This is a genomic window from Pontibacter silvestris (assembly GCF_020907275.1).
Lineage (GTDB): Bacteria > Bacteroidota > Bacteroidia > Cytophagales > Hymenobacteraceae > Pontibacter > Pontibacter silvestris.
Window position 1 is genome coordinate 33,450 of record NZ_JAJJWI010000027.1, and the last position, 14,019, is coordinate 47,468.

Consider the following 14,019-nt stretch of genomic DNA (forward strand, 5'->3'; position numbering starts at 1 on the left):
ACATTTTAAGTTGTATAAACAGATGCTTAAGCAAAATAATGTTTGTAGCTACGGCAGCAACAACGAACTATCGCCATAACTCAAAAAGCGATAACTATTCGCCATGGCATGCTGATACACTTTGCGCCAGCTTTCTCCAATCAGGGCAGAAACTAATAGCAGCAGCGTACTTTCTGGCTGATGGAAATTTGTAACTAAGCCACTGCAGATTTTAAAGCTATAACCTGGAGCAATAATAATCTGTGTGCTGGCATGAAGGTGATCTGCCTTGTTCTGGTCCATATACTGCAAAAGGGCCTTTAAAGCATCTGCCGAATCCGGAGGGCTGGTAGTTTCATAAGGCTGCCACTGGCTTACAAAAAGCTCCTGCAAAGGCAGCTTAGGCTGTTCCAGAACCTTTGTACCCAACCAATATAAACTTTCCAAAGAGCGCATACTGGTTGTGCCCACTGGTATTATGGGCTTTCCTGACTGAGCAACCAAGCGTTCTATAAGAGGTCGTGTTACATACAGTTGCTCTGCGTGCATTTCGTGTGCTTCCATTACGTCTGCTTTCACAGGCTTAAAAGTACCTGCCCCTACATGTAGCGTGAGGTAAGCAATGTCTATTTCCTGTTGTTTCAGGCTTTCCAATACCCGCTCAGTAAAGTGCAAACCTGCGGTAGGGGCAGCCACGGCACCTTCCTGGTGGGCATAGATTGTCTGGTAACGGGTACGGTCATCAGGTGTAAGATCACGGTTAAGGTAAGGGGGGAGTGGTAGCTTGCCACATTGCTCCAGCACCTCGGCAAACGTAAGGGCAGCAGGTTGCCAGCTAAACCGAATCAGAAAATGCCCTTCCTGTTGAGCTTCCCGTTCTGCCGTAAGTGTGCCACCTTCAAAGTGTAAACTTAACGAACCGCTTTTCCAGCGCTTGTTGTTGCCTATTAAGCACTTCCAGGTGCAGCTGTTTGTTTGCTGCATAGCCAATTGTACCTCCCGGTGTGGAGCTACAGGCTCTAAGCAGAATATTTCTATAATGCCTCCTGTCTCTTTCTGAAAAAGCAATCTTGCCTGCACTACTTTAGTGTCGTTAAAAACAAGTAAGCTTTGAGCCGGAAGCAACTGCGGCAGGTCTGTAAAATGATGATCAGCTATATTGCCCTGGCGGTACAGTAATAGCTTAGACTGGTCACGTTCCGGTAACGGATACTTGGCAATTCGCTCGTCTGGCAGCTCGTACACAAAATCCTTTATAGCCAGCTGTTTGGGATTGGTCATCATGATAAATCGAATTATCATGCAAAGGTAATGCAGTTATTTTAAAAAGTAAGGGTTTGTGCGGAAGTCAGAAGTGTACTATTGGGACTGCTGTTGGTTAGCATTGCTTTTCATCTGTGTCAGTTTACTGAAAGGGAAAAGGCCTTTGAGATGTTGCTGAGCAATATCTCATTATTCATGTAAAATACGTTTGAGGTATGAATGATCAGATGTTATATGTAGTGTTGTTTCGTTGCCTGCTCCAATATCTCTGATTGTAATATTGTAAGTCTTTTATATTAATGAACACTGGCTCATACTCGGTTGTGCCAGTGCGGTAAGTATTTCTGATTTCTACCGCACGAAAATCAAGGCCTGCAGCTTGCGCTTTAACTTCCAAGTTCTTGTTAAGGTATATTATTTCTGCTGCTCCTCAGCTCCCTCCAGGTCGTTTAGTTCGAGTGTTAGTGCATTAACAGAGATTTGAATTTCGCGGAGGGCCAGGCCCAGTGATATCATCAGGAGTATTAAACTAAACCCAAAGACATATTTACCAATGGTATTGTAGCCGGCAAAAAGTACAAACATGCACAGCACACAGCCAAACAAACTGGCTATACCAAAAGCCTGCATGTTCCGGATAAGCACCAGCCTGGTGCGCAGGTTTTGAATCTGACCGTAAACAAGATGGCTGTGCGTTGTGGCATAACGGTCTTTCAGCCCTCGTATCAGGCTGGCTAATGATAAAAAGCGATTGGTGTAGGCCAGTAGTAAGAGCGAAAGTGCCGGGAAAAGCAGCCCGGGAGTTGTTAGAGTCAGTTCCATACAGCGTCAGCCATTTAAGGATTTACGTAATGCTTTTGATAAAATCTTCATCAATGGAGTCCTCATCGTCCTCATCTTCAGAAGCTGCATTAAAATCAATCTCCTGTAACAGTTCCAGCCCTTGCATAATCAATTCATCCAGTTCTTCTTTAGAGCCCGCATCTATGGTTTGCTCAAAAAGTGCCAGTAGTTGTTCCCGTTGCTCATTTACAAATATTTCGTGGTACAGGTGGTCAAAAGCAGCTATCTTTTTCTGAATGATCTTGTCAATTTCCCGGGTGCTTTTAGCTTGTAGTGCTTCCTGTAGTAGTGCCAGCACCTCTTTTACACCTTCATTATCAGACAGGCGTGAGTAAGCTTTTACAAATGCCAAGGCAATACCGAGTCTAAGTCTCTCGAAACGAAAGTTTAACTCATCAGATGGTCTTCCCCCTTTTTTAAGGGTGAGTTTAAACTCCTCTTCAAACTTTTTATATATAGTAGCTGTACTAGCCCCAAAGGCAATTGGCATTTCCGGGGCATAGGCTTGTTCTACAAGTAATTCAAAGCTCTTGGCACTCATGCTTTTCTTTTTTATTCAGGATTTGGGGAGTAAAGGTAATGGTTTCCATTGAGCTTTTAACGGGCCTGTAATGTTTTGCTGCCTTAGGTTAGCTTATCCAGTAACCTAAGGAGCCATCAATGTCTATTTTTTCACAAGTTAATTGTTCCTATATGTCTTTAGGAGGATCAGGTACGTTATATTCCTGTAACTCTTCAGTAGTTTTATCAGCCAGTTTACTCTTTGCGTCAATAGCATGAAGTTATGCTTTAATTAACTTTGCCTGAATACTCATAGATTATTCTTATAAAATTCTCTGTCTCGTTTGTACCCGAATTTCGTTTGTCTGGTACCTATGAAGATACAGTACTTCATAGGTTACTCTGCTGCTCCTGTAGCAGATTCCAGTTCTGATAGAGCCAAATTGTAGTTTAGTTGAGCGCTGTAGAAATCGGCTTCTGCTTTTGCAAGTGTTGCCTGTGTTTCCAGCAGATCCTTTTTAAGGTTAAGGCCAGCAGCCAGACGATCCTCTTTTAGTTTAAGCTCCTGCCTTCTGTACTGCACTGCCTTTTGGGCAACAGAAACCATAGCTTGTGCCTGGCGTATTTTCCGATACGCTTTTGCTATACGTCCTTCTACCTGTTCTTTGGTTCGGTCTAAGTTTATTTCAGCTTGCCGTTGCAGCGATCGCCGCTGGTTTAAAACAGCTTTTCTCCTTCCGAAAGTAAGTATGTTCCAATTAGCCTGCACACCAAGGAAATAATTGTTTTCAGGAAGAATGGAGACCACACTCTGGTACATATATCCTCCTACAGCACTTACACTAGGAATATAATCCTGCTTGGCGGCTTCTACACCATGCGCAGCTTTTTGTGTGTTTTCCTCAGCTAAGCGTACATCGTAATTTGATTTTTGTGCCTGTTGCAGGTAAACTTCTACAGGTTGTAGCGCAGTGGTAGTTTCCTGCACCTCTGTAAGGTTCAGCTTTGTGTTAGCAGGCAGGCCCAGCGTTTCGTTTAGGTCAAAAGTGTAGTCTTCCAGTTGATTGCTTATTTCCAAAAGCTTTTGTTGCTGGCTGGCCAGTTCTGCCTGAAGTCCTATTTTGTTTACTTCATCGGTCTTACCTGCCAGTAAAGCACTTTCTACATCATACAACCTGGCCTCCGTAAGTTGAATATTGGCCTGGGCTTCCTCTTGTCTTTTCTGCGTGATCAGTAAACCATAATACAACTGTTCCACCCCTTGTTTTACTTGTTGCTCAGCTTTAGCTACTTCTGTTTCGGCAATGGCTACATCACTTTGTGCTACTCTAACCCCGGCTTTAATCTTGCCTAATTGTGTGATAGGTTGAAGTGCCACTACGTTGGCGGCAATCAAGCTGTGCCTGCTTTCCAGAAGGGGAAAATCGTATTGCGGAACAACAACATTCTGGTCTGGATAGACACCCAACGATCCTCTTGGAAGTGTCACATCCTTACTAAAACCATTGTACACATAGCCTCCGTTCGCATAGATTAGCGGGTACTGTCTGCTTCGTGCCTCTGTTACTTTCAGTTCACTTTCTTCTACTTTTTCCTGGGCAATGCTGAGCAGGCGATTCTGTTCCAGGGCCAGTTCTTTGGCTTCCTGTAAAGAAATAGTGCGGGTATTCTGAGAAAAGGCTGCTGAATGAAATGCCAGCAGTAGGATAAGCAGGCTAAGCATATAAAGTTTACCGGAGCTTTCCTTTTTTTTATTTTCTGAAAAGAAGATGTTGAACGGTATAGAAAGTAGTTGCTTCATGTTTTTCTTCTGTTTCGGATTTACGAATGACTGGCTGAAACAAGGTCTGCTTTATCTTTGGGCTTTATGAAGGTGGCAAATAGCACTGGCACTACCAGTAGGGCCATTACCATAGAAAACACCACACCAACCGCAATCACACTTGCCAGCGGGCTCCACAGCGGCGAACCAGAGAGAATCATTGGGAGTACGCCAATGGCAGCGGCCATTGCGGTAAGGAAAATGGGTCTTAAACGGCGTTTACCTGCCTCGGCAGCCGCAGTAGGAATATTCATACCGTGCCTGATAAGCTCGTTAGCATAGTCCACCAAAATAATAGCGTTGCGCACCACAATACCTGAAAGGCTGATAAGACCGATAAAGGCCGTGAATCCAAAAGGATTGCCCGTAAGGATAAGTCCCAGCAACGCACCAAATAAGCTTAAGGGGATAGAGGCCATTACCAGCAATGCTTCTTTTAAATTGCGGAACTGGAATAGCAGAATAAAGAAGATGGTCACAATGCTTATGCCCAGTGCTACTACCATCTGGCTAAATGTGGTACGCTGATTTTCGATCTCTCCGCCATACTCAATACGGTAACCGGCTGGTAAGGAAAGTTGCGCTATTTTTGGCTGTATATTCTTCAGGACTTCAGAGGCAAGGGCACCTGGTGCTACTTCGCCCTGAATAGTAAGTGTGCGTATACCATTGCGATGTACAATGCGCCCTGTTTGCCACTGCGGTTGCAGGTTTGCCAGCTGTCGAAGGGGTAGGTGTGCCCCTGTTACAGAAGAGGTAATGAATGTGTTCTTTAAATCATTGAAGTTTTGCCGGCTTTCTTCATCCAGACGCAACACAATATTAACGGGAGTGTCACCTTCCCACATTACAGAAACTGGTGTACCTGTAAAACCTGTGTTAATGGCAGAAGCCACATCATAAGTTGTATAACCTAAGCGGTTAGCCTCATCTTTCAAAGCAATGCCAACACCATAGTAGTCTTCCCGAAAATTGGAATAAGCAAGCGAACTGCCTGGTGCATCCTCTATAATCTGCGTTACCTGTTCGCCAATGCGCCTTAGTTCTGTCAGGTTATTGCCTACTATTCTTACTTCTACAGGTGTAACGGTAGGAGCGCCCTGCTGCATTTGCCTGACCCGTGGCTGCCCCTCCGGAACAAGGTCGCTTACCACCTGGTACAGGTCTGCCGCCAGTTCTTCGGTTTCTTCGTTAGTGTGCGTATTTACCAGTATTTGAGCAAAGTTTGTTACCGGTGGCTCTGGGGCAAAGTTATAGTAAAACCTGGGGGCACTCGTTCCTAAAAATGTAGCGTAATTTACCACACGGCTGTCTGATTGCAGTTGCTGTTCGATAAGTTGTGTAGCACTTGCCGTTTTTTCCAGCTTAGTGCCTGTCGGCATCCACAGTTCTACCACAAACTGGCTCCGTTCCGCAGCCGGAAAAAACTTTTGTTTCAGAAGAGTAAAAAACACTCCCGCCAGCACTATAGACAGGAGGGAGGCAACAATGGTTGTTTTACGATACCGCATGCACCAGTCTAAAGCGTTGTCGTAAACGTTCTGCATGCGGTCCAGCAGCGATTTCTTTTTACGCTCCTCTTTATTTGCTTCTGCCTGTGCCTTAGGGTTATGTAGTCCTTTTTTGATAAAACGGTAGCATAAGTAAGGTGTCAGAAACATGGCTACCACAAATGAGGAAGCCAGCGCAATAGTAACGGTAACAGGCAAGGCAAAAATAAACTCACCAGTAGAGCCGGTTAAGATAACCATAGGCAGGAAGGCTGCAATAATAGTGGCTGTGGCGGTTAGTACAGGTACAACCAGATCGCTGGCGCTGCGCCAAGCGGCAGTCCAGCGTTCCACCCCTTCGTCCAGCAACTCTACATAATTATCTGCAATTACAATAGCATCATCCACAACCATACCTAGCACTACAATAAGAGCAGCAAGCGAAACCTGATGAAGCTCTATACCAAAAGCATGCAGCAGGGCAAAGGTAACAGCAACGGTTACCGGAATAGCCATAGCAGCTACGGCAGCAATGCGAAAGGGCAGCAGCAGTACCGTCACAATAACAACTGAAATAATGGCCAGCATAAACTCATGAATAAAGTTGCTGACGCTTTCATCCACCACATCGGGTTGGTTTACAATGGTGGTAAGGGTGATGGTACTAGGGAGGTTTTGGGATATTTGCTGTAACTCTTCCTGAACCTCTTCCCCGAACTTAACTATATTGTTACCTTCCTGCATCTCAACTGAGATCATCATGGCTTTATGACCAGATACAGCCAGTTCGGTAGTTGGCTCGGCATATTCCCGCTGAACATGGGCTACATCACCTACACGGATTACCTGCCCTGTCTGTGAAGTCCCCACGATCTGGTTGCTGATCTCTTTTTCGGTATTATAGTAGCCCTGGGCGTATAGTGGAACTTCGGCCTCGTCGGTATCTACATTTCCTGCCGGAACAACAGCATTTTGTGCCTGCAGCACCTGAATTACCTGTGTCAGCTTAATACCATACTGGGCCAGTTTTTCGGAGCGGGATGATATAACAATCTGCTCTTTCCGCTCTCCGTAGCGTTTTATCTTGGAAACACCATTTACAGTTCTGAGCCCATCTTCTATTCTTTGTGCATAGTTCCGCAGTTCGCTATAGTTCAAGCTGTCTGACTGAACCCCGATGAGCATGGCGATAGTATCTCCAAAATCAGTGTTCACAATAGGGCCTTGCACGCCCCGAGGCAGATCTAATGCTTTTGCCAAATTCATTTCGTGGCGAAGCTTTGACCAGAATACATCCGGCGTCTCTACCCACTCCTCCAGTTCTACGTTTACGACTACAACACCATCGCGCGTAGTAGAGTAAGTTTTGTCTTTGCGGACTTCGGCAAACTGAAAGAGGTATTGCTCCAGTTTGTTTGTTACCTGGTCTTCTACCTGTGCTGAGTTGGCTCCTGGATAATAGGCCAGCACCAGTCCCTGGCGAATAGTAATTTTGGGGTCCTCACGGCGCGGCATCGTTAATAGAGAATAAACACCTATCACCACAACCAGGAATAATACAGAAAGCGTTATCTGTGGAAATTTAAGGGAGGATTTGATCATGTTCATGGTTGCTGTATCTCTTTAATTTGAACATGGGAAGCGTCAGTTAACCGTTGCTGGCCACCAGTTACCACTAAATCATTTTGGTTCAGGCCTGAAATGATTTCTATATTATTCCCAATCAGGCGGCCTACAGTAACTGTGCGTCTAAATGCTTGGTTCTTTTGCCTGTCTACCACAAACACATAACTCTGCTGGTTTGTATCATGCTGAACGGCTGCTATGGGCACTACTAAAGCAGGGGCTCTTGTCTCGGATGCTATACTGGCTTCTGCCACCATACCAGGCCGAATCACTTTGTTTTGGTTCTGCAAATCTATTTTAACGGTATAAGTGCGTGAAGCCGGGTCTGCCACAGCGCCAATCAGGGAAATAGTGCCACTAAAGGTGGAGTCAAGTGCTGTGATGTAAACCTCAGCTTCCTGCCCAATGCTCACCTGCCCTACTTCGGATTCCGGCACAGCGGCCCGTACTTTGATAGGTTGTGTATTTACAATGGAAAAAAGCGGCATTCCCTGTGAAATAATTTCTCCAGGGTCGGTGCCCCTGCGTGCAACTGTACCTGAAATTGGTGCATATAGTCTTGTTTCACGAAGGTTTTTTGCGGCTAACTTCTGTCTGGCTCTTACTTCCTGCAGTGCCGTTTCAGCTTTTTTGTAATCTGCTGGAGTAATACTGCCGCGTTCGTTCAGAATAGTCAGGCGGTTATACTCATCTTCAATCCTGGATAGGTTTGCATTGGCAATGTCTACACCTATGCTGTAATCAGTAGGGTCGAGGCTGGCTATCAACTGCCCTACTTTTACCTGTTCTCCTTCCTGCACGGTTACTTGGTTAACCTTTCCGCTAACCATAAATCCTAAATCGACAGAGGTTTCAGCCTCTGTCGAACCACTTAGTTGAATTTGTTGTGGCTCAAGGCTTTCTTTTACCGGAGTGACTATTACTGTTGTGCCTGCTGTGTTTTCAGTTATGGCCTTACCCTCGGTGGTATCTGAGGAATGGCAGGAGAATAGGAGAAGCAACTGCAAGAAAAGCAATTGGATAATGGCGAACTGTTTCATACGCATAACTTATTCTGCTTCTGTAGGTTTACGGTCATTTTATTGAAAGGCCTATTTATCACCATTCTTGTTTAACATTTTTGTTAAAGTGTAGGCAAAAAAATTATTCTTCCTGTATATCTTCATTAAAAATGCTTCTGTATATAAGATTCTTACGCTCTTTCAGAAAGTTCTCATAAGCCTGGTCATCTAAAATAAAAACAGTCTGGATAATAGGCTTTGCCAAATAAGGGTAACTGCCTAAAGACATAATGTTAACAATTAATTGCTCCATACTTACGGGTGCTATGGTGCCTTTTCTCACTTCAACTGCCAGTTGTTTTCTGAAAGATGTAAGCACTTCATCCAGATCCTTTGGGTGAAACAGTTTCATTTTTTCGGGGTCTTTCACCATTTCGGTCACAATAAAGGTCTGCAGGTAAGGATACTGAGAAGTTATGAAAAGATCTATAAAACTGCAGATCTTTTGCTTAAAAGTAGCTTCTGATTTAAACACGCCTATAATTCTGCCCATAAGTTCAGACATCGTTTCCTGCAGCACAGTGTCAAATAACTGGTTGCGGCTACGGAAGTAGTAGTGGATAAGTGCACGGTTCACGCCTGCCTCATCTGCTATTTCCTGCGTAGTTGCTCTTAGATGCCCTTTCTGAAAGAAAACGTTCTTAGCCGTTTCTTTTATTAACTCCTCTGTCTGCACTTGTTAAGCCTCTGTTAACTTTTATATTTAACATTTTTATAAAACGAAGATAACATAGATCTGTTACATAAGCTACAAAAGGATAAACAGTATATGTTTATTGATAAATTTTTATAATTTGATCTATTAATTTATTGTATTTATAAATGATATATCTTGTATGTATTAAAGTATTCTATAAGGAGCAGGATTGCATGTGCTGAAGAAAAAGAGATTATCAACTTTATACTGTTTATGCTTACGTGGGCTTTAACCAAGACAGAATGAAAAAACTTTTAACTACCTGCTTGCTCATTAATTTCTTTTTAACGCACTACATCGAGGTTCAAGCACAAAATTTTACTTTAGAGGATGTAATGAGCTATCCTTTTCCTACCAATCTAACAAGTTATGCAAGTGGATCAAAGCTCGCGTGGGCACTTAACGAACAAGGGAAACGGAACATCTACGTAGCAGAAGGACCGGAGTTTGTGACCTGAAAGCTCACTAATTATAATGATGATGACGGTCAGGAGATAACCAGTTTATCTATATCTGCAGATGGGCAGTGGGTTGTTTATGTAAGAGGGGGAGATCATGGGTCTAACTGGAGCGATAATGTACCTGCCAATGCTGTATTTAGTCCTGTACCACCAAAGGTGCAAATATGGAGTGTTCCTTTTGCAGGTGGTGAGCCCAAGGCCCATAGCCGAAGGCGATGAACCAGTCATTTCTCCAAGCAGCGATAAGGTCGCCTTTATTAAGAGCGGCCAGGTCTGGGCTTCTCCTCTGGATGCTTCGTCGACGGCTGAAATTCTTTTCACTACAAGAGGAACAAACAGTGCTGTAGAATGGTCGCCAAATGGTTCTCAGCTGGCTTTTGTATCGAACAGGGGAGACCATGCTCTGGTGGGCGTATATACAAACAAAGAAGCGGCCATTAATTGGCTTGCACCTTCCTTCGCACGAGATCGCTCACCTGACGGGAGAAAGATTGTGTTTGTCCGTACACCAGGTGATGGTGGTGTATTAGTGCGGCAGCATCGGCCCTGGGCTATCTGGGCAGCGGAAGTAACTTCAGGATAAGCGACTGAGCTGTGGAAGTGGAAGGCACCAGAAACTTTGGCAGGCTCTGTGCCTACCACTCATGGCGGAACTAACCTGCATTGGGCAGCCAATGAACGCATTATTTTTCTTTCCTATCAGGATGGGTGGCCTCACTTATATGCTATGCCTTCGACTGGAGGAAAGCCATTGTTGCTAACCTCCGGTTCGTTTATGGCAGAACACATACGCCTAAGCCCTGACCGTAAATGGGTAATATTTAGTGCTAACACTGGGCCTGATAAACTGGATGTTGACAGGCGCCACGTGGTGCGTGTTCCGGTAGGTAAGGCTGCTATGGAAGTGCTTACACCAGGTTCAGGCATGAAATGGGCACCTGTTTATACATAGCCATGATAAGTACCACCGCTCAACGTCCTCCTCTTGCAGCCGTAATGCCTTTTGCAAAGGGAAAATTAAAGCTGCTGGGCGAGAACCTGATACCTGCACAGTTTCCGCAAAAGCAACTGGTTACACCGAAGCAGGTTATTTTTAAAGCACCTGACGGAGTTACCATACACGGGCAGTTATTTGAGGCTGCAGGAGGACCATCTAAAAAGCCAGCTATTGTTTATGTACATGGTGGCCCACCTCGCCAGATGCTCTTAGGCTGGAACTACTCTGATTACTATGCTAACGCTTATGCGCAAAACCAGTACCTGGCTAGTTTAGGTTTTGTCGTACTATCGGTAAACTACAGGCTTGGCATTGGATATGGGTATGATTTTCATCAGGCAAAAGGTGGAGGAACAAGTGGAGCTACTGAATATCAGGATGTAAAAGCAGCAGGGGAGTGGCTTGCAAGTCAGAAGCAGGTCGACTCTAAACGTATTGGCATTTATGGAGGCTCTTATGGTGGTTATTTAACGGCTATGGCATTAGGGCGCGATTCAAAACTGTTTGCCGCAGGAGTTGATATTCATGGTGTACATGATCGTACCATAAACCGCATACAAAGCCTTGTTTCTCCAGATCAATTTGAGCGTGCACCCGACGCTGACGAAGGAACTAAGGTAGCATGGCAATCTTCTCCGGTTGCTTATGTTGATACCTGGACCTCACCTGTTTTGATTATTCATGGTGATGATGACCGGAATGTGCCATTTAGCTAAAGCACAGATCTGGTAAGACGCCTGGAAGCAAAGAAAGTGCCGCTGGAAACGCTTGTAATTGTGGATGACACGCATCACTGGATGCGGCATGCAAATTCTTTAAAAGCAGGAAACGCTACTATGGATTTCTTTATCCGAAAGCTGATGAATATAAATCAGTAGTGGCTTTAGGAACTTACCACAGCCACTGTGGGCAGATAACTTTATCTTTATTACCTAATTTGATGCCAACTACTACCTCATGGCTGCCTCGGGTGGCTTTGTTTAATCCTGAGGTAGTCACATCATAGGTATAGCCAACATCCAGCAGGTAGTTTATGTTGATACCTGCCATAACAGCTACTGCGTCTTTATGACGGTAGGAAACACCACCCCAAAGTTGTTGATTATAAGTTACTTTAGTATTTACATCTATAGAAGGAGATGCCGATTGGGTTGCTTTCACCATAACCGAAGGGGTGAAGCTGAGGTCGCGGGTGAGCTGAAGGCGTAAGCCAGCTGTTGTGTATAAGTGTGGCTGTTGCCTGTTATAAGGTTCAACTGTTTCTTCATTTTGAATAAAGTCCCTGTTCTTACCTGCCAGTTGGGCACCCGACACTCCAATGTAGAAGTCAGGGCTGTAAAGCCAGAAGCCTACTCCCAAATCCAGGTTAGATGAATTCATGATATTTCCGGCCAGGTAAGGGTCATTAGGATCAAAAGCAATAGCCTCTTCTGTATTAGCTTTAAATTGTGTAAAGCCGCCGTAGATGCCACTCGATAGCATCAGGTACTTGTTTAAAGGCAGATGGTAAGCATAACTCAGGTTAAGCGTGGAGGTTTGCAGCAATCCTGCTTTATCAACCTGTGCCATAGCACCTACACCGTGGTGGGGCTTAGCCTTCTTATATTTGTCTATACTTGAGAAGCCATAGCGGTTCAGGGATTCTTTGCCAGTAGCTCGGGCAACATTGTACTTCCCAATAGGGGCATGTACGGAAGCATAGAAGCTCCTGGGAGCACCCTCTATACCTACCCACTGGGCTCTGTAACCCATTCTAAGATCTGCGTAATCTTCTATACCTCCCACAGCAGGGTTAATAATATAATTGTTCAGCGGATATTGTGTATACTGAGGTCGCTGCTGTGCCATAACAGCCCCAAGTGCAGTAAGAAATACGATAGCGCTTAGTAAGAAACGTTTCATATAGATAAACACTTTGCTGTTATTTGATTATGGTTATACTTCCGGAGACAGGCTCCTCCTGGTTGTTCAGACGGATGATATAGTAGTATGCAGACACAGGCATAGGTTTACCATTTTTTGTACCGTCCCAGGCCTCTTTGTATCCGTGCGATTCAAATATCTTTTCGCCCCAGCGGGTATAAATTTCAACATAGCACTCCGGGTAATACTCTATATTTTTAATGATAAACCTATCGTTATATCCATCATTATTGGCTGTGATAACATTGGCTGGTATAATTCTGGGGATTACTGTAATAGTTACCTGGTCTGTGGCTGAGCAGCCTTCGGGTGTGGTAGCGGTAACAGTATAAGTGGTAGTCTGGGTTGGGCTGGCCATAGGTCTTGGACTGGTTGAGCTTGACAGGCCCACGGCAGGTGACCATGAATAAGTTTCTCCTCCCTTGGCACTTAATTGTATTTGCTTTCCTTCTATAATAGTGGCATCCTCACTGGCAACGGCCTTTGGAGTAACCACATGTATTTTAAATGTTTCGCGCTCAGTACTGCTACAGCCTTGGGTGTTTACAGCCTGAACATAATATGTGGCATCAGACCATAATGGTTTAGGCGTAGTAAAGTTTGTACCAGTATATAGTAGTTGGCCTCCCTGAGGAGCATCATACCATTCTGCTTTTTCATTTTGTGACACATCCGCTCCTAAGGTAACAGTGTTGCCTGCACAAACAACCACTGTACTGGTACTATTAGAGCTTTGTGGCGTTGCAGGTAGAGGTATAACCTCTACTTTAATGTCTGAACTGGTGTCCTGTTGGCAAAAGCCTGAATTAACAACGCGCTTATACCAGGTAGTCTGGTAAAGTACAGGTGGCTGATAGTCTGGGAGTGTGTTTACACCAGGAGCTGGCGAAAAGCCTTTATCAGGACCTTTTGTACTGTAAAGCCACTGGTAAGTATAGCCTGCAGTTTCTCCCGCTGGTTCAGAACCTTGTAGTAAAAGAGGCTGTGTACCGCTACAAGTCACACTGCTTGCTGTTAGTATGTCGTTTCCTGCAATTGGCTTATCTACATGTATCTTTAATGCGTTACTTGCAAGGTCTTTACCGCATACTTCTTCAGCAAGCACAGTACGTTTAAACCAAGTAGTTGTAGTCAGCTCTCCCGGTTGATAGCTTTCTGCTGTGGCACCTGGAATTATATTATAAGTAACATTATCAAAGCTCACTTCCCATTGATATTTATAAGGCTTTATTCCTTCTTCAGGAGTAGTGCCTGTAAGGGGAGCCGGTTTTTCATTATAGCAAACATCATTGGTTTCTGTACTGATGATGTTATTTGAAAAAGGTCTGATTACGACTATTAGGATCTCTTTAGAAG

At 44.5% G+C, this 14,019-nt stretch carries 12 protein-coding genes; 3 read left to right on the top strand and 9 right to left on the bottom strand.

Features of this window, described 5'->3' with window-relative positions; translation table 11 throughout:
- Positions 1-48 precede the first annotated feature (48 nt).
- From LN995_RS18640 to LN995_RS18670, 7 genes are all read right to left on the bottom strand, one after another.
- On the bottom strand, positions 49-1,281 hold the full coding sequence (locus tag LN995_RS18640) for an S-adenosylmethionine:tRNA ribosyltransferase-isomerase (protein ID WP_229962599.1): 1,233 nt from the start codon (positions 1,279-1,281) through the stop codon (positions 49-51).
- Positions 1,282-1,656: 375 nt separating this feature from the next.
- On the bottom strand, positions 1,657-2,064 hold the full coding sequence (locus LN995_RS18645) for a DUF2721 domain-containing protein (protein ID WP_229962600.1): 408 nt from the start codon (positions 2,062-2,064) through the stop codon (positions 1,657-1,659).
- A 22-nt stretch (positions 2,065-2,086) separates the two neighbouring features.
- Complete coding sequence (locus LN995_RS18650) at positions 2,087-2,626, bottom strand: hypothetical protein (protein WP_229962601.1); 540 nt, start codon at positions 2,624-2,626, stop codon at positions 2,087-2,089.
- Positions 2,627-2,983: 357 nt separating this feature from the next.
- Positions 2,984-4,387 carry a TolC family protein gene (locus tag LN995_RS18655; RefSeq protein WP_229962602.1) on the bottom strand — a complete coding sequence of 468 codons (1,404 nt, stop codon included), beginning with the start codon at positions 4,385-4,387 and terminating at the stop codon, positions 2,984-2,986.
- A gap of 20 nt (positions 4,388-4,407) precedes the next feature.
- A complete protein-coding gene (locus LN995_RS18660; protein ID WP_229962603.1) occupies positions 4,408-7,506 on the bottom strand; it encodes an efflux RND transporter permease subunit in 3,099 nt (1,032 codons plus the stop codon).
- Positions 7,503-8,564: an efflux RND transporter periplasmic adaptor subunit gene (locus LN995_RS18665; RefSeq protein ID WP_229962604.1), complete on the bottom strand. Its 1,062-nt coding sequence runs from the start codon at positions 8,562-8,564 to the stop codon at positions 7,503-7,505. The genes LN995_RS18660 and LN995_RS18665 overlap by 4 nt, the downstream gene beginning before the upstream one ends.
- 103 nt (positions 8,565-8,667) lie before the next feature.
- On the bottom strand, positions 8,668-9,261 hold the full coding sequence (locus LN995_RS18670) for a TetR/AcrR family transcriptional regulator (protein WP_229962605.1): 594 nt from the start codon (positions 9,259-9,261) through the stop codon (positions 8,668-8,670).
- Between the two features lie 576 nt (positions 9,262-9,837).
- On the opposite strand from LN995_RS18670, the gene LN995_RS22085 reads away from it, so the two are divergent.
- From LN995_RS22085 to LN995_RS22095, 3 genes are read left to right on the top strand one after another with little or no spacing between them, the layout of a single operon-like run.
- Positions 9,838-10,326 carry a TolB family protein gene (locus LN995_RS22085; protein WP_317206975.1) on the top strand — a complete coding sequence of 163 codons (489 nt, stop codon included), beginning with the start codon at positions 9,838-9,840 and terminating at the stop codon, positions 10,324-10,326.
- Between the two features lie 36 nt (positions 10,327-10,362).
- Positions 10,363-10,695 carry a TolB family protein gene (locus tag LN995_RS22090; protein WP_317206976.1) on the top strand — a complete coding sequence of 111 codons (333 nt, stop codon included), beginning with the start codon at positions 10,363-10,365 and terminating at the stop codon, positions 10,693-10,695.
- A gap of 2 nt (positions 10,696-10,697) precedes the next feature.
- The gene (locus LN995_RS22095; RefSeq protein ID WP_317206977.1) at positions 10,698-11,456 is read left to right on the top strand and encodes an alpha/beta hydrolase family protein; all 759 of its coding nucleotides are present in this window, start codon (positions 10,698-10,700) and stop codon (positions 11,454-11,456) included.
- Between the two features lie 175 nt (positions 11,457-11,631).
- Here the strand turns inward: LN995_RS22095 and LN995_RS18680 are convergent, their stop codons facing one another.
- Entirely contained in the window at positions 11,632-12,642 is a 1,011-nt protein-coding gene (locus tag LN995_RS18680; RefSeq protein WP_229962606.1) for a PorP/SprF family type IX secretion system membrane protein, read from the bottom strand.
- Positions 12,643-12,661: 19 nt separating this feature from the next.
- Positions 12,662-14,019 (bottom strand): gliding motility-associated C-terminal domain-containing protein (locus LN995_RS18685; protein ID WP_229962607.1); only part of this gene is annotated, 1,358 nt, incomplete at its 5' end.